Origin of the sequence: Priestia sp. YIM B13552 (genome assembly GCF_042787775.1) — a bacterium.
Lineage (GTDB): Bacteria > Bacillota > Bacilli > Bacillales > Bacillaceae_H > Priestia > Priestia megaterium_E.
The window spans coordinates 422,271-442,411 of record NZ_JBHZOU010000001.1 but is presented as its reverse complement, the minus strand read 5'-3'; the positions used below and the strand labels follow the sequence as shown (position 1 = coordinate 442,411).

Genomic DNA, 20,141 nt, shown 5'->3' with positions numbered 1-20,141 from the left:
TAAAGCAAAACGAATGCCGCAAAGGATTTTATACTTTGCGGCATTTTTTGTTACTGCGTATGGAGTTTTTGCGGTGGCTTCTGTCCTATTTTCCCGAGAAATATCGACAAAGCGATAGCGGATTTTCTGATAAAGGGAAGGAACGGGTCGAATGCTGTAAAAAAATCAAAATAAAAAATTCAGATAATTATGAACTTTCGTTGACACTTGTTTTAAAAGAATCTAGACTTAACATATAAGGGAAAACATCGAGTGTGTCTGCTTCTATTCCCTCTTAAAGGTTCGCATTTACGTAAGCAAGCTATTTTCATTTTGTAGCTTGTTCTTTTTCTCTTTACACGCGTGGAAGTTATGAGAAATGGAAGGAGAATGTATAAATGATTGATATTGATCACAATCAGTTAAATCAAATTGAACTTCGAGATTTGCTTGTCACTTCTGATAAAGTTGCTCATGTTCAAGTGGGAAACAATTTAGAACATGCTTTGCTTGTGTTAACAAAGACTGGCTATACGTCCATTCCCGTATTAAATCCAAGGTTTCAGCTGCAGGGGTTCGTGAGCATGACGCTTATTTTAGATTCGATTTTAGGATTAAAGCGCATTGAATTTGAACGATTAGAAACCATGAAAGTAGAAGAAGTTATGAATCAAAATGTCCCTCGTGTCTCCATGAAAAAATCTGTATTAAAAGTCATAAATGCCATGATTAACCATCCTTTTTTGTGCGTAGAGAATGAAGATGGTATTTTTGAAGGGATTTTAACACGAAGAAATTTGTTGAAGTCATTAAGAAGGCAGTCCATCATTCTCCCGAAAGAGTCATTTCAATAATTTTTTTAAGAAATCGTGTTTCAGCCTATCTTTCTCCGTTTTTTTCTTATATGATAAAGGTAAAATGAAAGTAAAAAGAGGCTTGAAAGGAATAACTGAATGCAATTAATAGAATGTCGAATGCTCGTTGTATTAGCTCAAGAATTAAATATGAGAAAAGCTGCAGAGAGATTATTTGTATCGCAACCAGCTTTATCACAGAGGCTGCAAACCATTGAAAAAGCATGGGATACACAAATCTTCATTCGTTCGCAAAAAGGACTGTCATTAACGCCTGCTGGAGAAAAGATTGTTCAATTTGCAAAAGAAGTGGTAGAAAAAGAAGATCGGGTTCGTGAGGACTTGCATCATTTAGATAATGAAGTATATGGTACACTCAAATTAGCGGTGGCTTCGATTATTGGACAGCACTGGCTGCCGGCGGTGTTAAAACGCTATATGGATCGCTACCCACATGCTAAAATCTCTCTTGTAACTGGCTGGAGCAGTGAAATGCTTCGCTATCTGTACGAAGATGAGGTACATATTGGAATCATACGCGGAAATCCGGATTGGAAAGGCGTCAAAGAACATTTATTTACAGATCCTCTTTACCTAGTTGATTCAGAAATTGAAAGGGCAGCGGAAGTAGTAAATACTCATCGACCATTTATTCAATTTAAAAGTGACTCAACGTATTATCAAGAAATTTTAGAATGGTGGCATCGAGAGTTTCATACTACACCGAAGCGTACGATTGTAGTGGATCAGATTGAGACGTGTAAGCAAATGGCTTTAAATGGTCTTGGCTTCGCTATTTTACCATCGATTGCTATTAAAGAAGCTGGAAGCCATATTCACCGGACGCCGCTTCTGAAAGCAAATGGAGAGCCAATTACGCGAGACACTTCTTTAGTTGGATATGAATCAGCGTTTAAACTGAAGCAAGTTCGCGCATTTGTTGATATTGTACGTGAATATGTAAGAGAAACGGTATAAAGCGAGCCTAGATGCTCGCTTTTTTTATTTGCAATCGTTATCTTTTTATTAAAACGATAATGATGCTTGTCATTGTGAAAGCATTTTGTTACATTAAATGAGACATTGCTTACTTAGGAGGAATACATAATGAAAATGATGGATGCTAATGAGATTATCTCATTTATTCAAAACAGCACAAAATCAACACCGGTAAAAGTTTACGTAAAAGGTGAAGTAGAAGGAATTGACTTTGGTTCATCTTCTAAAACATTCGTAACGGGAAACACAGGTGTAGTATTTGGTGAATGGAAAGAAATCAAAGCTGCTATTGAAGCAAACGAAGGAAAAATTGAAGACTACGTAATTGAAAACGATCGCCGCAACTCTGCGATTCCTTTATTAGATATGAAAGGAATTAAAGCTCGTATTGAGCCAGGCGCTATTATTCGCGATCAAGTTGAAATCGGCGACAACGCTGTTATTATGATGGGTGCATCTATTAACATCGGCTCTGTGATCGGTGAAGGAACAATGATCGACATGAACGTAGTACTTGGTGGTCGTGCGACAGTAGGTAAAAACTGTCACATCGGCGCAGGTTCTGTATTAGCTGGTGTTATTGAGCCACCTTCTGCAAAACCAGTTGTAGTAGAAGATGATGTAGTAATCGGTGCTAATGCTGTTGTTCTTGAAGGTGTAACAGTAGGTAAAGGTGCCGTAGTTGCTGCAGGTGCAATTGTGGTAGAAGATGTAGCTCCTTACACAGTAGTAGCAGGTACGCCGGCTCGCGTTATTAAAGAAATTGACGAAAAAACAAAGTCTAAAACAGAAATCAAGCAAGAATTGCGTCAATTAAACGAAGAATAAGAAAAACGATCAGTTTACGCTTTTTCTTTGCTGAATTAATCGGTTTTAGCGATTGGGATACTGAATCCTTGAACGTATCATATGGACAAGTTGGAAGCGTGGGCAACCACGCTTTCTTCTTTATTTCGTGAGGAGGACATACACATGGCTGAAAATGAATTTGTGAAAATAAGAAGAGAGCTACATAAAATTCCTGAATTAGGGTTTCAAGAGGTGAAAACACAGCGTTTTTTGCTTGATTATATTAACACTCTTCCGCAAGAGCGCTTAGAAGTAAAGACGTGGAAAACAGGACTCTTTGTTAAAGTACATGGTACAAATCCAACTAAAACAATAGGCTACCGAGCAGATATTGACGGTCTTCCTATCACGGAAGAAACGAATTATTCTTTTCAATCACAGCATGAAGGACTCATGCATGCCTGCGGACATGATATGCATATGGCCATTGGATTAGGCGTACTGACTTACTTTGCTCAGCATGAAATCAAAGATAATGTACTGTTTATCTTTCAACCTGCAGAAGAAGGTCCAGGAGGAGCACAGCCAATGCTCCAAAGCGACATCATGAAAGAATGGCTGCCAGATTTCATCTTCGCCCTTCACGTAGCGCCTGAATATCCGGTTGGGTCGATTGCGCTGAAGGAAGGGTTACTATTTGCTAACACGTCTGAGCTATTTATTGATTTAAAAGGAAAAGGCGGCCATGCTGCTTATCCACATACAACAAATGATATGGTAGTTGCTGCATGTCAGCTCGTTTCACAGCTTCAAACTATTGTTGCTCGCAACGTTGATCCGCTAGACAGCGCTGTAATTACAGTAGGAAAAATTCAAGGCGGGACGGTTCAAAATATTATTGCGGAGCGAGCTCGCATAGAAGGAACCATTCGCACGCTATCTCCTGAATCAATGACGCGTGTTAAAGAACGAATTGAAGCGATTGTTAAAGGAGTAGAAGTAGGGTATCAGTGTGAAACAGCCATTGATTATGGCTGTATGTATCATCAAGTATATAATCACCATGAAGTCACCCGAGAGTTCATGGAATTTGCCGAAGCGCAAACGGACGTGGATGTCATTGAGTGCAAAGAAGCAATGACAGGAGAAGATTTTGGCTATATGCTAAAAAATATTCCTGGATTTATGTTTTGGCTTGGCGTTCAGTCTGAATATGGGCTTCATCATGCAAAGCTGCAGCCTCATGAAGGCGCAATAGATATTGCGATTTCACTTATTACAAAATATTTTGAACATAAAGGCAATCAATAAATCGTATAATCATTTTTCCTTATGGCTAAATTAATACCATGAGGAGGTGGGCAACGATGGCACGAATTGGTGTAGAATACGGTTTAACAGATGTACAAGCTGCACTTCAGCAGCTCGGACATGAAGTGGTACAATTACGCAACGAAAGTGATGCACAAGGGTGCGATTGCTGTGTTGTAACAGGACAGGATTCAAACGTAATGGGGATTTCTGATGCAGTAACGCAAGGCTCAGTTATTACAGCTAGCGGATTAACGGCAGAAGAAATTTGTCAGCAAGTAGGCAACAAGGTACAAGGATAAAAGAAAGCCGAAGGAATAAATCCTTCGGCTATTTTTTATGCATGCTGAGGCTGCTTGGCATCTTCAGGCTGCTTTTTATCAATATTTACTTGGTGAGGGAACGGAATATCAATACCGTTTGCGTCAAACGCTTCTTTAAACTCTTTGCGAAGCTGACGTTCAATCCCCCACTGTTCACCGTTTTTAGCTTTGCCAACTACACGAAGCACAACGTCCGATGCGCCTAGACCCTGAACTCCTATCACGTTTGGTCCTTCTACAATGTTTTCATTTGTTGCAGCAACGCGCTCGCATACTTTTTCTAGTACGGAAATAGCTTTGTCAATATCATCATCATACGAAATGCCAATATCGATCAACGCGCGCATATTGCCTCGGGAATGATTGCTTAAGCTGGTAATTTCACGGTTAGGCACATAGTGTAGAGTTCCATCAAATCCGCGAATTTGAGTAGTACGAAGACCTACTGATTCGACAATTCCTGAAAAACTTCCGGTTGTTACATAGTCGTCAACATCAAGCTGTTTTTCAAGAAGTAAAAAGAAACCTGTTACAACGTCGCTAACCAGTCCTTGAGCACCGAACCCGATTGCTAGACCCACAACTCCGGCACCAGCTAATAGAGCTGTGGCATGGATATTTACTGCTTCAAGCAGCATAACGACAAAAATAAAAATAAGTACATATGAAAACACATTAACGGTTAAACTTTTGAGTGTGAGCATACGTCCGCGCGTAGCATTTTCGCGCTCGCTCATTTTTTCAAAGGAACGTTCAATAACTTTTTTACCAATTGCTCGTACAAGTAAAAATACAATGGTAATGGCAATGAGTTTTAACACAATAACTCCGGCATCGGTAAGAAGCTGTTCCCAGTTGATGTCTTGCATCTTAAACATTAGTTGTTCATCCTTCCTATGTTCTGTTTCAATATTAATAAGTGGGAATTTATTCTGTGGAAAAGATTTTGTAAGAGTATGAGCACATTTGTTTATTCCCGATATTAGACATGCTAAACTGAGAAGGTAAATAAATGCAACCCTTTTATAGCATTTTTTTGCTGAAGTCAGGGTTTAATTTGCCCTAAAGGCGGGCATAACAACTATGTTACCATTATAAGATGTTGTTTAAATTCATTCTTAATTAATATTGACTAAAAAAACAATATCCATTATAATGAAAACCGTTATAACAGTACATAAGTGAGAATGTTTTATACATTTTCTCATTTAATAATTATTTGGAGGGATCATGTATGCCAGAACGTATGGTAGGTAAACAAGCTCCACGCTTTGAAATGGAAGCTGTATTATCAAACAAAGAATTCGGTAAAGTTAGCTTAGAAGAAAATATTAAAAATGACAAATGGACAGTATTATTCTTCTATCCAATGGACTTTACATTTGTATGTCCAACAGAAATCACTGCACTTTCTGACCGTTATGATGAGTTTGAAGATCTTGACGCAGAAGTAATCGGTGTTTCTACAGACACAATCCATACACACTTAGCTTGGATCAACACTGATCGTAAAGATAATGGTTTAGGTGATCTTAAATATCCATTAGCAGCTGATACAAATCACGTTGTTTCTCGTGAGTACGGCGTTTTAATTGAAGAAGAAGGTGTAGCACTTCGCGGTTTATTCATCATCAGCCCAGAAGGCGAATTACAATATTCAGTTGTGAACCACAACAATATTGGCCGTGACGTTGATGAAACTTTACGTGTTCTTCAAGCGTTACAAACTGGCGGACTTTGCCCAGCTAACTGGAAACCAGGTCAAGCTACTTTAAACGCGTAAGCACAACGTTTAAAAGGTCTAACGTCCACGTTAGGCCTTTTTTTCATCGGATAATAAAGAACATATAGTTAATAATAGTGAAAATAAGGGAGGCTTTTATTCATGAAATTACGTCAGCCAATGCCTGAGTTAACGGGCGCTACAGAATGGTTAAACGGAGAGGTTACAAAAGAGCAGCTAATCGGCGAAAAGCCAACGCTTATTCATTTTTGGTCAGTAAGCTGTCATTTATGTAAAGAAGCAATGCCTCAAGTAAATGAATTTCGCGACCAATACAAGGATCAATTAAACGTAGTAGCAGTTCATATGCCGCGCTCTGAAGATGATTTAGACTTATCAAAAATTAAAGAAGTAGCAGCAGAACATGATATTACGCAGCCAATTTTTGTAGACAGTGAGCATAAATTAACGGATGCATTTGAAAATCAATATGTACCGGCATATTATGTATTTGACAAAACAGGTCAGCTACGCCACTTCCAAGCTGGTGGAAGCGGTATGAAAATGCTTGAAAAGCGCGTGAATCGTGTATTAGGCGAGAACGAATAAATACAGGCAGTTGTAACAGGTGAAAAGCATTCGATGCTTAGTAGAACTTGCATCGAATGTTTTTCTTTTTTGTGTGTAGGAAGTAACTGATAAAGGAAATATAAAAATGTGGATTTTTTCTTGTGAGTTTACACCATACTAACACTAACAACATGATACGAAACTTACTATTGGAGGTAATTTACATATGAAATTAGGTATGATTGGCTTAGGGAAAATGGGAGCAAACTTAGTATTGAATTTACTAGATCATAACCATTCTGTAGTAGCATTCGATGTGAACAACGAAGCCGTACAGAAAGTATCAGAAAAGGGAGCAGAAGGCGCTTCTTCCATTAAAGAATTAGTGAGGAAATTAGAAAAACCACGCATTGCTTGGGTCATGGTTCCGGCTGGAGAGCTCACAGAAAAAGTAATTTCTGAGCTCCAAGAACTACTTGAAGAAGGAGATATGATTATTGAAGGCGGTAATTCCAAGTATAAAGATTCTGTACGACGTGCTGCAGCTTCTGCTGAAAAAGGAATTCACTACTTTGATGTCGGAACAAGCGGCGGAATGGAAGGTGCCCGAAACGGTGCTTGTATGATGATTGGGGGAGATAAAGAAGCATTTGCTACAATCGAACCTATTTTCCGCGACATCAACGTAGAAAACGGCTATCTTTATTCAGGTGCAGCAGGAAGCGGCCACTTCTTGAAAATGGTTCATAACGGAATTGAGTACGGCATGATGCAAGCAATTGCTGAAGGTTTTGATGTGTTAGAGAAAAGTGAATTTGACTATGACTATGAAGCTGTAGCCCGCGTATGGAATAATGGCTCTGTTATTCGCTCATGGTTAATCGAATTAATGGAACGTGCATTTTCAAAAGATGCAAAACTTGACAGTATTAAAGGAGTTATGCATTCTTCCGGTGAAGGAAAATGGACGGTTGAATCAGCTTTAGATTTACAAGTGCCAACGCCAGTTATTGCTTTATCGTTAATGATGCGCTATCGCTCACTTGAAGACGATACGTTTACAGGTAAAGTAGTTGCCGCTCTTCGCAATGAGTTCGGCGGACATGCAGTAGAAAAACAATAAAAAAAGACGCTGGGACAAACGTATTTTAGACGAAGTGAAAAACGAACCATTGATCAACATTTTTGATTAGTGGTTCGTTTTTTTGTTACAGTGAATAGTTTCGTCTGTTTAAATCTTTCTAGCAGTTGATAGGAGTACAAGTGGGGCGCCCGCGGAAAGCAAAGTCTTGCAGGGAAATCAACTGCGGTATCACAAGCAGCTCAACTAACGTATTCCATTTGTTCGTCTTTAGATTGAATTCATTTAGTTATATCCCATCCTCTTTTTTATGACTATTTACCTTTTTTTGAAAAAATATCTAAAAATTATGGTAATTTATTTCGGGAACCGATATATTTAAATATGTGTGCCACATTTTAGCTAAAGGAAGGAAGGGGTATATGGAAACGTTTAAAAAACTAAAAGATTTTTATTTGCCGTACCGAATGTACTTTTTTTATTCTGCTATTTGCTTGTTGTTGGTAACCTCCATCACTGTGATTTACCCTATTGTGCTGCAATATACGATTGATCATATTGTGTTAGGAAAACAATATCAGCTAGTCGATAATGTAGCATTTATTTTTATTGGGCTGATGATTGTCAAAGGAATCTTTACATATATTCAGCAATATTACGGCGACTTATTTGGAATTAAGTCCGTGTATACTCTTCGCAATAAACTTTACCGCAAACTTCAGTATTTACCGTTTTCTTACTATGACAATGCTAAAACAGGGGACTTGATGTCTAGGTTGACAGCTGATGTAGAAGGATTTCGTTTTTTTCTATCTTTTGGCTTCTCAGAATTAATTCGCTTCGTTATTTTACTTACTGCCAGCTTTTCCGTTATGTTCTACTACTCTATTTCACTCACTCTTGTCACAATCTGCCTGCTGCCTTTTTTGGGAGTAGCTGTTTATCGTTTTGATAAACGCGTTCATCCAGCGTTTCGCTTAATTCGCCAATCGTTTGGGGAACTTAATACAAATGTTCAGGAAAATATAAGCGGCATACAAACGGTCAAGTCACTATCAAGAGAAAAATTTCAAACCTCTAAATTTAACGACTCCAACGGAGTTTATAAAAATCGAAACATTGAAACCGCGAATGTGTGGGCAACTTATTTCCCTTTAATGGAGTTTATAGGAAACTTATCCATTGTTGGTCTCCTTGCGTACGGAGGAGCGCTTGTTATGAACGGAAGCGTACGTCCGGGGGAGCTTGTTGCTTTCTTTAGCTTAACCTCTTATTTAATGTGGCCTATTATGAATCTAGGGTTTGTTATCAATATGTTTTCACAGTCTAAAGCTTCAGGTGAAAGGCTGCTAGAAATTTTAGAAGAAGAAGAAAAAGTCCATGAGCATGCCGGGAGTTTCTCTATTAATGGAACGGTCGAGTTTCAACATGTTAGCTTATCCTATCCAAACGAAGAAAAAAAGTCGCTTGAGAACATATCATTTTCTGCTTCTAAAGGAAAAGTAGTAGGTTTAATCGGAGCAACTGGAGCAGGAAAAACAAGCTTAACACAGCTGCTTACGAGGTTTTACGAACCGACTTCAGGACAAATCTTAGTTAATCATCTTCCGATTAAAGAGTATCCGCTCTCTGTTCTTCGGAAAGAAATTGGCTTTGTACTTCAAGAAACGTTTTTGTTCTCAAGCAGCATAGGAACCAACATTTCCTATGGAGTGCCAGGGATTTCTAGAGAAGACATTGTTGATGCTGCAAAACGAGCGCAGGCACACGACTTTATTATGGAGCTTCCTGATGGGTATGACACGATGCTGGGAGAGAGAGGACTGGGGTTATCAGGAGGACAAAAGCAGCGCATTGCGATTGCACGAGCGCTTATCTTAAACCCGAGCATCTTAGTATTAGATGATGCGACGAGTGCCGTTGATATGAAAACAGAAAGAGAAATTCAATTGGCTTTAAAAGAAGTGATGAAAAATCGTACTACGTTTATTATCGCACACCGCCTTTCTTCTTTGCGACATGCCGATGAAATTTTGGTTTTACATGAGGGTCAAATAAAAGAGAGAGGAAGCCATGAAACGCTCATTCAAAAGCAAGGGATTTATAAAAATATTTATGACATTCAATATGAAAGCAATACGTCGGTAATGAACGTATAACAAGGGAGGAATAGAATGGAAGCTCAAAAAAATAAAGTTGTGCGAGAGCGCTTTTATTATCAAACAGATCAAATCATTGATAAGATGTTTAACTGGAAGCAAATGGCCCGCTTGTTTCGTTATCTTCATCCATATCGAAAAAACTTGCTTCCTTTCTCGTTTCTTATGGTCATTATCACGACGGTCATTAGACTCGCTATTCCTATTTTGATAGGTGTCTATACGCTTGATCACGCTGTAAAAGATAAGAATAGCACGCTGCTCATGCAGTTAGTTTTCATAATCTTTAGCTTGTATGTCCTCTCTTATATTTCGAATGTTTTTCGAATTAAATGGATGAACCAACTCGGGCAGCACGTTATATATGATTTAAGAAAACATTTATTTACGCATGTTCAAGGGCTGTCGCACCGGTTTTTTGATACGCGTTCAGGAGGCTCTATTCTTGTAAGGATTATGAATGATATTAACTCTCTTCAAGATTTATTTACCAACGGGGTAGTTAACCTGTTTATGGACCTCTTATTGTTAGTTGGGATTGTAGTTATCTTATTTTCTCTCAGTCCTGCTTTGACATGTGCTGTTTTAGTCATTTTACCGATTATGTTCTTGATTTCCACAAAGCTGAGAAGAAGAATTCGTCGGTCATGGCAAGTTGTTCGTATGAAGCAGTCAGTATTAAATTCACATTTAAATGAGAGTATTCAAGGCATTCGCGTCACTCAATCATTTGCTCAAGAACAAGAAAATATGCTGTTTTTCGAGCGCATAAACAGTGAAAATTACGAGAGCTGGAGGCAAGCTACTCGAAAAAATGCCATGTTTCGACCGTTTGTAGAACTCACAAATGCTGTCGGAACGGCTATTTTAATTTGGTTCGGTGCCGCACTTATTCAAGATGAACGGCTAACAATTGGTATTTTTGTATCATTTGCTTTTTATCTTGGAATGTTTTGGGAACCGATTTCTCGTTTAGGGCAAGTGTATAATCAATTATTAATGGGAATGGCTTCATCCGAGCGTATTTTTGAATTTCTAGATGAAAAACCTCTCGTCACAGATTTGGAAACCGCTACGTCTTTAGACGGTATGAAGGGAAAAGTCGAGTTCAAGCACGTCTCATTTTCTTATGATGGGAAGCGGAAAGCTCTCAACAACGTATCAATTGACATAAAAGAAGGCCAGACGGTTGCTTTAGTGGGGCATACTGGATCTGGAAAAACGTCCATTGCTAATTTAATCACCCGTTTTTATGATGTGAACGAAGGGCAGATTTTAATTGATAATATGCCTATTCAAGATATTACGTTAACAAGTTTACGGGCGCAAATTAGTATTGTGCTGCAAGAAACCTTTATCTTTTCAGGAACCATTATGGAAAACATACGGTTTGGAAAACCGGATGCTACTGATGATGAAGTGATTAAGGCCGCAAAAGCGGTAGGAGCTGCAGATTTTATAAAGCGTCTGAAAAAAGGCTATGATACGGAAGTAGAAGAACGAGGAAACGTCTTATCCGTGGGAGAGCGTCAACTGATTTCATTTGCTCGAACGCTGTTGGCTGATCCTCGTATTATCATTTTAGATGAAGCGACAGCAAGCATCGATACGGAAACAGAAGTGAAGATTCAACAGGCGCTTAAAACGCTGTTAAAAGATAGAACTGCCATCATGATTGCTCATCGGTTATCTACTATACGAGAGGCAGATAACATCATTGTATTAGATCACGGAAGCATTATTGAAACAGGGAATCACGGGGAACTAATGCAGCAAAAAGGCGTATATTATTACCTTGTTCAAACCCATGCTACAGCTTAAAAAAAACAGGGGGAGCTAATCCTTCTGTTTTTCTATGAGTGTGAGAAATGGTAAAGAGGTATAAGTGTTAAAGGGAAAATGAGGTTGATGCAAAAGAATTGTGGTAAAATAACGGTAGTTCAGATTTTTTCCTGTACATAATGGAGGAATTCAAATGAAAAAAGAATTTGCAGTCATCGGATTAGGTAGATTTGGAGGAAGCATTTGTAAAACATTAAGCGATCAAGGAATGGAAGTTCTGGCGATTGATATTGATGAAGAAAAGGTAAATGAGTATGCTAACGTTGCTTCGCATGCAGTAGTAGGCGATTCAATGGATGAAGGGGTTCTAAAAAGTTTAGGAATTCGTAATTTTGATCACGTTATCGTAGCTATTGGTGACAATATTCAGGCAAGTATTTTGACGACCCTTATTTTAAAAGAGCTGGGCGTTGAAAAAATAACGGTAAAAGCGCAAAATGACTATCATGCCAAAGTATTATCAAAAATTGGCGCCAATTTTATCGTGCATCCCGAACGAGATATGGGACGAAGAATTGCCAATAACATGATTTCAAACAGCGTGCTGGATTATTTAGAGCTATCTGAAGAACACAGTATTGTCGAATTAGTAGCGAGTAAAAGAATGGCTGGCAATACGCTGATTGAGTTAGACATTCGTGCGAAATATGGCATTAACATTGTAGCCATTAAGCGTGATCGAGATATCATCGTTTCTCCTCAGGCGTCCGAAACGATTCAAGAAGGGGACGTGTTGATTGTTATTGGAGCAGATGCAGATATCAACCGCTTCGAAAATAAATTTGCCAGTGCTTAATAAAAAAGAGCAGATGCAATTGCATCTGCTCTTTTTCTTTTATTAAACCTCCATAATGATTGGTAAAATCATTGGACGGCGCTTTGTTTTTTCGTAAAGGAATGGAGCCAATGTGTCTGTGATTTCATTTTTAATCTCAGACCATTGTGACGTACGACGTTCCATCACTTTGTTCAAGTGTTTTGTGATAAGAGATTGTGCATCATTGATTAAGTCACCAGATTCGCGCATATAAACAAAACCACGAGAGATAATGTCTGGACCAGCAGCGATCTTGAAGTCTTTCATATTGATGCTTACAACGACAATAACAAGACCTTCTTCAGATAAAATGCGGCGGTCACGAAGTACGATATTTCCAATGTCACCAATTCCGCTTCCGTCAATATATACAGAGCCTGAAGGGATTTTGCCGGCTACTGAAGCTTCGCTGTCGCTTAAAGCTAGCACCTCTCCATTATCCATAATGAAGCAGTTTTCTTCAGGAACTCCACAGTCTGTTGCAAGTTTGATGTGCATTTTCTGCATGCGATACTCACCGTGAATTGGCATAAAGTATTTTGGTTTCATCAAACGAAGCATTAATTTTTGCTCTTCCTGTCCACCGTGTCCAGAAGTATGGATATCGTTTAGAGCACCATGAATAACCTCTGCTCCTGCACGGAATAGCATATCAATTGTTTTGCTAACACTTACTGTATTTCCTGGAATAGGTGAAGATGAGAATACAACCGTATCTCCAGGGATAATTTGAATTTGGCGGTGAGTACCATTTGCAATTCTAGATAGCGCTGCCATCGGTTCACCTTGGCTGCCTGTACATAAAATAGTCACGCGGTTAGCTGGAATTCGGTTAATTTGAGAAGGCTCAATGAACGTATCTTTTGGACATGAAATATATCCAAGCTGTTGGCCAATCTCAATAGCTGCTTCCATACTGCGTCCAAATACAGCAACTTTACGGTTATGCAATACGGCTGCTTCCACTACTTGCTGTAAGCGGTGAATATTTGAAGCAAACGTTGCAAAAATAATACGGCCGTCTACTTTACGGAAAATGTCATGAATGCTGTCACCTACGCGTCGCTCAGACATCGTAAAGTTAGGAATTTCACTGTTTGTACTGTCTGAAAGCAAGCATAGAACGCCTTCTTTACCGATTTCAGCCATTTTTGTTAAGTTAGCCGGTTCGCCCACTGGTGTAAAATCAAACTTGAAATCTCCTGTATGTACGATTTGTCCGTTTGGTGTTTTTACCACAATTCCGTAAGAATCAGGAATACTGTGAGTTGTACGGAAGAACGTTACCGATGTTTTACGGAATTTAATTACGTCATCTTCAGTAATTTCATGAAGCTGAGCTGTACGAAGCAACCCATGCTCGTCTAATTTGTTGCGAAGAAGCCCAAGGGCTAATTTCCCTGCATAAATAGGAATGTTTAATTCTCTTAATAAGTAAGGAATTCCGCCGATGTGATCTTCATGACCATGTGTAACGAAAAGGCCACGGATTTTATCTGCATTTTTTACTAAATAACTGTAGTCAGGAATAACGTAGTCAATTCCTAAAAGCTCGTCTTCAGGGAATTTAATTCCTGCATCAATAAGAATAATTTCATCTTGAAACTGTACGGCATACGTATTTTTACCGATTTCGCCTAGTCCACCCAGGGCGAAAACTGCCGTTTGATTATTTTTTACAAATTTCATTTTCATCATATCTCCAATACTTTAAAATCTTCATGCTGTTGTTCATATTCTAGATAGTCTCCAGTCACTGCTTGAACAAACTCAATATTAATTGAACGCGCTTTTAGCTTTTTACGAACGTCACGCTCAGAATCTGCGTTCACATACACTGTTTTTGTATTTTCACGTACAGCTACTTCACTCATTTTTTCTTGAAAATAAACTTTAAAAATCATAACAAAAATCTCTCCTTAATTCCGAAATTCAAATAACTTATTTTATTATATTATAAAATGTGTATGTATTTCATGTATTTTCTAAAGAAACTTGCTTTCACTACATTTTAGTCATCTAAATATAACAAGTCAATTAATTATAGAATAATATTAATAGGAAACGGATACAAGACTATATTTTCCGGGCGTATAAAAAATAAGGGCTATTCCATTGTACGATGCAGACACACACTCTGCAAATTTTACAACAGAAAGCCCTAAAAAAATCGATTATGCCATCGTTTTTTTACGCAATAATTCATTCCAGCGTTTTAGCAGCCTTTTTCGAAAATCTTTTAACATGATTTTTCAGCTCCTTTGTTTTTTTTGCGATACCTGCCTGTCTCTCTCTGTACTTTTATTATATGATGAAAAGGGAGAGGTTTCTCGTGGTTAAATATGGAAAAGTTGTAAATAGGACCGTCCATTTATAGAGAAACTAGTGCTCGTTTGATATAATTGGAAAGGCTTAACAAAGAGATAAAAAATTATAAAAAATAAGGTGATAAACGTGGAACGAAAGATTATTTTTTTTGATATTGATGGAACGTTATTGGATCATGATAAAAAACTGCCTGCTTCTACAAAAAAAGCTGTCCAGCTGTTAAAAGAGCAGGGGCATGAAGTGGCAATTGCAACTGGAAGGGCTCCTTTTATGTTTAAAGATCTGCGTGAAGAGTTGGATATTCAAACATATATTAGCTTTAATGGTCAGTACATTGTTTTAAATGGAGAAGTTCTTTACAAAAACCCGTTAAATAAAGAAGAGCTTCAAGATTTAACAGCTTTTGCTGTTGAGCATGATCACCCTGTCGTATACATGGATCATGAAGATATGAAATCAAACATTGAATTTCATGATTATATCGAATCCAGCATCAGCACGCTGAAAATTGGATTTACCCACCCTCACCACGATCCTACTTATTTCAAAGGGCGTGAAATTTATCAATCCCTCTTATTCTGTACAGCGGGAGAAGAAGCTCCTTATGAAGAAAAATTTAAGAAATTTGACTTTATTCGCTGGCATGAATTTTCAACTGATGTTCTGCCAAAAGGTGGATCAAAAGCACGAGGAATTGAGACCATGATTGAAAAGCTTGGCTTTGACAAAAAAGATGTATATGCATTCGGAGACGGCTTAAACGATATCGAAATGCTGGAATTTGTCGGAAATGGCGTAGCGATGGGGAATGCGGAAGAAGTCGTGAAAGAAGTTGCTAATTTTGTTACAAAAGATGTAGCAGAAGATGGTATTCTTCACGGATTAGAGCTAGTAGGATTATTAAAGTAAGAAAAACGCGAGCTCTAGCTCGCGTTTTTTAGCGTTCATATGGAAAAGCATTTTCAGGTTCTTGAAATGGATTTTCTTTATTAATGTAATCATAAAACATAATTCCGTCTAAATGATCAATTTCGTGCTGAAATACGACAGCAGGAAGGCCTTTCAAACGAATTTTCACTTCTTCGCCTTCAAGCGTTGTGCCTTTTACTGTGATACGTGCATATCGAGGAACAAATCCTGGGATATCTTGATCGACAGACAAGCAGCCTTCACCGCCTGTAAGGTATGTCTTTTCTACTGAGTGGCTAACGATCTTAGGGTTAAATAATGCATAGCTGTATAGCTTGCCTTTTTCATCCGTAACGTGTACCCCAATCATTCGTTTTGATACATTAATTTGAGGAGCGGCAAGCCCGATACCAGATCGCAGTCCATATTTAGCAGCAATTTCAGGATCTTGGCTGTTTTTTACATATTCTAATAAGCTATGTAAAATCTTTTTATCTTCTTCAGAAGCAGGTAACGGTACTTCTTTTGCTACTTCTCGCAGCGTTGGGTGTCCGTCTTGAATAATATCGTTCATTGTAATCAACTTTCACATCTCCCTAGGCTATTTTATAGGTATAAAGTGTACCAAATCCGTATAAAAAAGTCATTACCTCGACCTTGACCACATAAATGTTTCTACTAATTATATGTATCACACATATGGAAAAACATGCATAAGAAAAAATAAAAGCGACCGTTAGCCGCTTTTATTGTATAATTACCAGCCGCCACAGCTGCAGCCGATAATAACTAATAAAATGAACAGTACGATTAATAACACAAAACCTTTATTAGAACCGCCACAGCCATATCCACCATAACCCAACATAATGTAACCTCCCGTAGTTATCAATCCCAAGGTAAAAAGTAATAAACTCCCTTTTTTTCACGATTGGGTTAGTATAATATATTAAAAGGTGGTAAAAGGGTGTAGATAAATTGCTAATTTCCTACAAAAATTGTATAATGACCCATGAATAAGGGAGGATTTACCAGATATGAAATGCGTCGGAAGATATATAGTTATCGGCATTGCTGCTATGTCACTAGCAGGCTGTGCAGAGGGCTCATCGCCTGAGCTTGAGGTATACAATGGATTAGAAAAAGTGGTAGCGCAAGAAAAGCAATTTGCCGATCAGCAAAAACCGTTAGCTGATTTAGAACAGCAAGAAAATGCGATATACGACCAAATTATTGAGCTAGGGATTAAAGATAAAAAGAAAATAAAAAATAAAGCACAAAAAGCGCAGCAGTTATTAGATGAGCGTGAAAATAAATTACAAAAAGAAGAAAAAAGCATCAGCGCTTCGCAAAAACAGTTTGAAGCGACAGAGCCAAAGATCCAAAAGCTAGAAGATGGCAAAGCAAAAGAAGAGGCGCTTGAACTATCTTCGTTAATGAAGAAGCGTTATAAGGCCTACCAGTCCTTACATGATGCCTATCTTCATTCCATTGAATTAGATCGTCAGCTATATACGCTCTTTGAAAAAGACAATGTGAAATTAGAGAATCTTGAAACACAAATCGCTTCGATCAACGCTACTTATAAAGAAGTTGAAAAGAAAAAAGAAACGTTTAACACATTAACAGCTGACTATAACAAAGCCAAAGAGGATTTTTATAATAAAACAAAGTTAAAGGTGAAAAATAGCGAGGATAAATAAGAAGGCCTGTGAAGTTTACAGGTCTTTTTTTTTGGCTGAAAAGGAAGGTTTTCTGAAATAAAGAAAGAGTTTCGACATGATTCAAGTAAAAATTACAAAAGGTTATTGTTTTAAAAATTCGTTTATTTGTGGCAAGATAGGAGATGTGCAGACGTAAAAAAAGAGAAGGTTATTATAAAACATATAATACAGTTTGTGTCTGTGTAATAGTACAGCATGTCTTTTTTATGTGTTTTATTTCACAAACTAAAAAAGCGTAATTTCTTGATGTAAATGCATTGACGAACTGTTTTAGTGTATTGTAAACTAGGTAGCGTAGTAAGTGTTGTATTAATCATTTTTGCAAAATAATTAATACAGTTTAACGAAACGCTCGTTTCGCTTAAACTTTCCTTTTACGTAAATGTTTGCACAGAATTCGCTGGGGAATACATAGAAATGTTAAGGATTAGCGAATTCAAAAAGCTACTCGACAAAATATGACTTTTACTTGTCCATTTGGGACATTCTAAAAGCGTGTATGTTTGTTTGATTAGTAAAATGAATTTATACGGCTTAAATGAAAGGAAGAGGTGACTTAGATGGCTGCTAAAACTAAAAAAGCTATTATTGATGTATCAAAGCAACTTGATAAAATCGCTGAGCAGTACCAAACGTTCCAAATTCTTAATGAAGAGGGCGAAGTAGTAAATAAATCAGCGTTGCCAGATTTATCTGACGAAAAATTAAAAGAGTTAATGACTCGCATGGTATACACTCGTATTCTTGATCAACGTTCAATTTCATTGAACCGTCAAGGTCGTTTAGGTTTCTATGCACCAACTGCTGGGCAAGAAGCTTCTCAAATCGCTTCACATTTCGCATTAGAAAAAGAAGATTTCATTTTACCTGGGTACCGTGATGTGCCTCAGTTAATTTGGCATGGTCTTCCACTATATCAAGCGTTCTTATTCTCTCGTGGTCATTTCCACGGTAACCAAGCGCCAGAAGGTGTAGATGTACTTTCTCCACAAATCATCATCGGTGCACAAATCGTGCAAACTGCTGGTGTGGCACTAGGTCTTAAAAAACGCGGTAAAAAAGCAGTAGCGATCACTTATACAGGTGACGGCGGAGCTTCACAAGGTGACTTCTACGAAGGTATGAACTTCGCAGGTGCATTCAAAGCTCCAGCAATCTTTGTTGTACAAAACAACCGCTTTGCAATTTCAACACCAGTTGAAAAGCAATCTGCAGCACGTACAATCGCTCAAAAAGCAGCGGCTGTTGGTATCCCAGGCGTTCAGGTAGACGGTATGGATGCACTAGCAGTATACGTTGCAGTAAGCGAAGCTCGTGAGCGTGCAGTAAACGGTGAAGGTCCAACTTTAATTGAAACATTAACTTACCGTTATGGTCCACATACAATGGCTGGTGACGATCCAACTCGTTATCGTACAGCTGAGCTTGACACTGAGTGGGAAAAGAAAGATCCACTTGTTCGCTTCCGTAAATTCTTAGAAGCTAAAGGCATCTGGAATGAAGAAGAAGAAAACAAAGTAATCGAGCAAGCTAAAGAAGATATCAAACAAGCTATTAAGAAGGCTGACGATTATCCAAAACAAAAAGTTACAGATTTAATGGAAATCATGTACGAAACTATGCCTTCAAACTTACAAGAGCAATATGAAATCTACAAAGAGAAGGAGTCGAAGTAAGCCATGGCGCAAATGACAATGATTCAAGCGATTACTGATGCGTTACGCACAGAAATGAAAAACGACGAAAACGTATTAGTTTTTGGTGAAGACGTTGGCGTAAACGGTGGAGTATTCCGTGCGACTGAAGGTCTTCAACAAGAATTCGGCGAAGATCGCGTATTCGATACGCCATTAGCTGAATCTGGTATCGGTGGTCTTGCTGTAGGTCTATCGACTCAAGGTTTCCGTCCGGTTCCTGAAATTCAATTCTTTGGTTTCGTATACGAAGTACTTGATTCTGTATCAGGTCAAGCTGCACGTATGCGCTACCGTTCTGGCGGTCGCTGGAATGCACCAATCACATTCCGTTCACCATTTGGTGGAGGCGTTCATACACCAGAACTTCACGCTGATAGCTTAGAAGGTATCGTAGCATCTCAACCTGGTTTAAAAGTTGTAATTCCTTCAACTCCATACGATGCAAAAGGTCTTTTAATTTCATCAATTCGTGATAACGATCCGGTTGTATACTTAGAGCACATGAAGCTTTACCGTTCATTCCGTCAAGAAGTGCCTGAAGAATCATATACAATTGATTTAGGTACAGCTGATGTGAAACGTGAAGGTACAGACGTAACGCTTATCGCTTACGGTGCAATGGTACACTCATCATTAAAAGCAGCTGAAGAACTAGAAAAAGAAGGTATCTCTGCTGAAGTAGTGGACTTACGTACAGTTCAACCTTTAGATATCGATACAATTCTTGCATCAGTTGAAAAAACTGGTCGCGTAGTAGTAGTTCAAGAAGCTCAAAAACAAGCTGGTATCGCAGCTAACGTTGTAGCTGAAATTAACGATCGTGCAATCTTAAGCTTAGAAGCACCAGTATTACGTGTAACAGCACCGGATACTGTGTTCCCATTCTCTCAAGCTGAGGGCGTATGGTTACCAGACCACAAAGATATCGTTGAAACAGCTAAGAAAGTACTTGAATTTTAATTAGCATTTTACTGTGATAGAAATCAGCTTTGTGCTGATTTCTGTCTTAGATAAAATAAACACTAACAAATTGAAC

Annotated in this window: 20 protein-coding genes; 15 read left to right on the top strand and 5 right to left on the bottom strand. The window is 38.3% G+C overall.

Going from position 1 to position 20,141, the window contains the following annotated elements:
* Positions 1-377 precede the first annotated feature (377 nt).
* The 5 genes from cbpB to ACFX40_RS02215 all read left to right on the top strand — a co-directional run bounded on the left by cbpB (position 378) and on the right by ACFX40_RS02215 (position 4,234).
* Complete coding sequence (cbpB, locus tag ACFX40_RS02235) at positions 378-833, top strand: cyclic-di-AMP-binding protein CbpB (RefSeq protein WP_013056036.1); 456 nt, start codon at positions 378-380, stop codon at positions 831-833.
* A gap of 99 nt (positions 834-932) precedes the next feature.
* Positions 933-1,811, top strand: a complete 879-nt coding sequence (locus ACFX40_RS02230) for a transcriptional regulator CcpC (protein WP_013056037.1) — start codon at positions 933-935, stop codon at positions 1,809-1,811.
* A gap of 129 nt (positions 1,812-1,940) precedes the next feature.
* Complete coding sequence (dapD, locus tag ACFX40_RS02225; protein ID WP_013082280.1) at positions 1,941-2,660, top strand: 2,3,4,5-tetrahydropyridine-2,6-dicarboxylate N-acetyltransferase; 720 nt, start codon at positions 1,941-1,943, stop codon at positions 2,658-2,660.
* A gap of 144 nt (positions 2,661-2,804) precedes the next feature.
* Entirely contained in the window at positions 2,805-3,932 is a 1,128-nt protein-coding gene (locus ACFX40_RS02220; protein ID WP_263034404.1) for an N-acetyldiaminopimelate deacetylase, read from the top strand.
* A gap of 56 nt (positions 3,933-3,988) precedes the next feature.
* Positions 3,989-4,234, top strand: a complete 246-nt coding sequence (locus ACFX40_RS02215) for a YkuS family protein (protein WP_013056040.1) — start codon at positions 3,989-3,991, stop codon at positions 4,232-4,234.
* A gap of 35 nt (positions 4,235-4,269) precedes the next feature.
* On the opposite strand, the gene ACFX40_RS02210 is transcribed toward ACFX40_RS02215, so the two are convergent.
* Positions 4,270-5,133 carry a mechanosensitive ion channel family protein gene (locus ACFX40_RS02210; RefSeq protein ID WP_098332286.1) on the bottom strand — a complete coding sequence of 288 codons (864 nt, stop codon included), beginning with the start codon at positions 5,131-5,133 and terminating at the stop codon, positions 4,270-4,272.
* Positions 5,134-5,489: 356 nt separating this feature from the next.
* On the opposite strand from ACFX40_RS02210, the gene ACFX40_RS02205 reads away from it, so the two are divergent.
* The 6 genes from ACFX40_RS02205 to ACFX40_RS02180 all read left to right on the top strand — a co-directional run bounded on the left by ACFX40_RS02205 (position 5,490) and on the right by ACFX40_RS02180 (position 12,426).
* Positions 5,490-6,038 (top strand): peroxiredoxin, encoded by a 549-nt coding sequence (locus tag ACFX40_RS02205; protein ID WP_014461006.1) that lies wholly within the window; start codon positions 5,490-5,492, stop codon positions 6,036-6,038.
* Between the two features lie 102 nt (positions 6,039-6,140).
* Complete coding sequence (locus ACFX40_RS02200; protein ID WP_013056043.1) at positions 6,141-6,587, top strand: redoxin domain-containing protein; 447 nt, start codon at positions 6,141-6,143, stop codon at positions 6,585-6,587.
* Between the two features lie 187 nt (positions 6,588-6,774).
* Positions 6,775-7,671 (top strand): phosphogluconate dehydrogenase (NAD(+)-dependent, decarboxylating), encoded by an 897-nt coding sequence (gene gnd / locus ACFX40_RS02195; RefSeq protein ID WP_263034403.1) that lies wholly within the window; start codon positions 6,775-6,777, stop codon positions 7,669-7,671.
* 380 nt (positions 7,672-8,051) lie between these two features.
* Positions 8,052-9,788, top strand: a complete 1,737-nt coding sequence (locus ACFX40_RS02190) for an ABC transporter ATP-binding protein (RefSeq protein ID WP_028407937.1) — start codon at positions 8,052-8,054, stop codon at positions 9,786-9,788.
* A gap of 15 nt (positions 9,789-9,803) precedes the next feature.
* Entirely contained in the window at positions 9,804-11,609 is a 1,806-nt protein-coding gene (locus ACFX40_RS02185) for an ABC transporter ATP-binding protein (protein WP_028407938.1), read from the top strand.
* A gap of 154 nt (positions 11,610-11,763) precedes the next feature.
* The gene (locus tag ACFX40_RS02180; RefSeq protein ID WP_013056047.1) at positions 11,764-12,426 is read left to right on the top strand and encodes a potassium channel family protein; all 663 of its coding nucleotides are present in this window, start codon (positions 11,764-11,766) and stop codon (positions 12,424-12,426) included.
* A 42-nt stretch (positions 12,427-12,468) separates the two neighbouring features.
* Here the strand turns inward: ACFX40_RS02180 and rnjA are convergent, their stop codons facing one another.
* Both rnjA and ACFX40_RS02170 read right to left on the bottom strand, forming a co-directional pair.
* Complete coding sequence (rnjA, locus tag ACFX40_RS02175) at positions 12,469-14,136, bottom strand: ribonuclease J1 (protein ID WP_013056048.1); 1,668 nt, start codon at positions 14,134-14,136, stop codon at positions 12,469-12,471.
* A gap of 5 nt (positions 14,137-14,141) precedes the next feature.
* On the bottom strand, positions 14,142-14,351 hold the full coding sequence (locus ACFX40_RS02170; RefSeq protein ID WP_013056049.1) for a DNA-dependent RNA polymerase subunit epsilon: 210 nt from the start codon (positions 14,349-14,351) through the stop codon (positions 14,142-14,144).
* Between the two features lie 550 nt (positions 14,352-14,901).
* On the opposite strand from ACFX40_RS02170, the gene ACFX40_RS02165 reads away from it, so the two are divergent.
* Positions 14,902-15,684, top strand: a complete 783-nt coding sequence (locus tag ACFX40_RS02165) for a Cof-type HAD-IIB family hydrolase (RefSeq protein WP_377237677.1) — start codon at positions 14,902-14,904, stop codon at positions 15,682-15,684.
* Positions 15,685-15,712: 28 nt separating this feature from the next.
* Here ACFX40_RS02165 and def read toward each other — a convergent pair whose 3' ends face one another.
* Positions 15,713-16,267, bottom strand: coding sequence for a peptide deformylase (gene def, locus ACFX40_RS02160; protein ID WP_098248365.1), 555 nt, complete (start codon positions 16,265-16,267; stop codon positions 15,713-15,715).
* Positions 16,268-16,441: 174 nt separating this feature from the next.
* A complete protein-coding gene (locus ACFX40_RS02155) occupies positions 16,442-16,552 on the bottom strand; it encodes a YjcZ family sporulation protein (protein ID WP_016763434.1) in 111 nt (36 codons plus the stop codon).
* Between the two features lie 169 nt (positions 16,553-16,721).
* Here ACFX40_RS02155 and ACFX40_RS02150 point away from each other — a divergent pair, with 169 nt between their 5' ends.
* The 3 genes from ACFX40_RS02150 (at position 16,722) to ACFX40_RS02140 (ending at position 20,065) form a co-directional block, all read left to right on the top strand.
* Entirely contained in the window at positions 16,722-17,387 is a 666-nt protein-coding gene (locus ACFX40_RS02150) for a YkyA family protein (protein ID WP_028407940.1), read from the top strand.
* Between the two features lie 581 nt (positions 17,388-17,968).
* A complete protein-coding gene (gene pdhA, locus ACFX40_RS02145; protein WP_013056054.1) occupies positions 17,969-19,084 on the top strand; it encodes a pyruvate dehydrogenase (acetyl-transferring) E1 component subunit alpha in 1,116 nt (371 codons plus the stop codon).
* Between the two features lie 3 nt (positions 19,085-19,087).
* Positions 19,088-20,065 (top strand): alpha-ketoacid dehydrogenase subunit beta, encoded by a 978-nt coding sequence (locus tag ACFX40_RS02140; protein WP_013056055.1) that lies wholly within the window; start codon positions 19,088-19,090, stop codon positions 20,063-20,065.
* Positions 20,066-20,141: the final 76 nt, after the last annotated feature.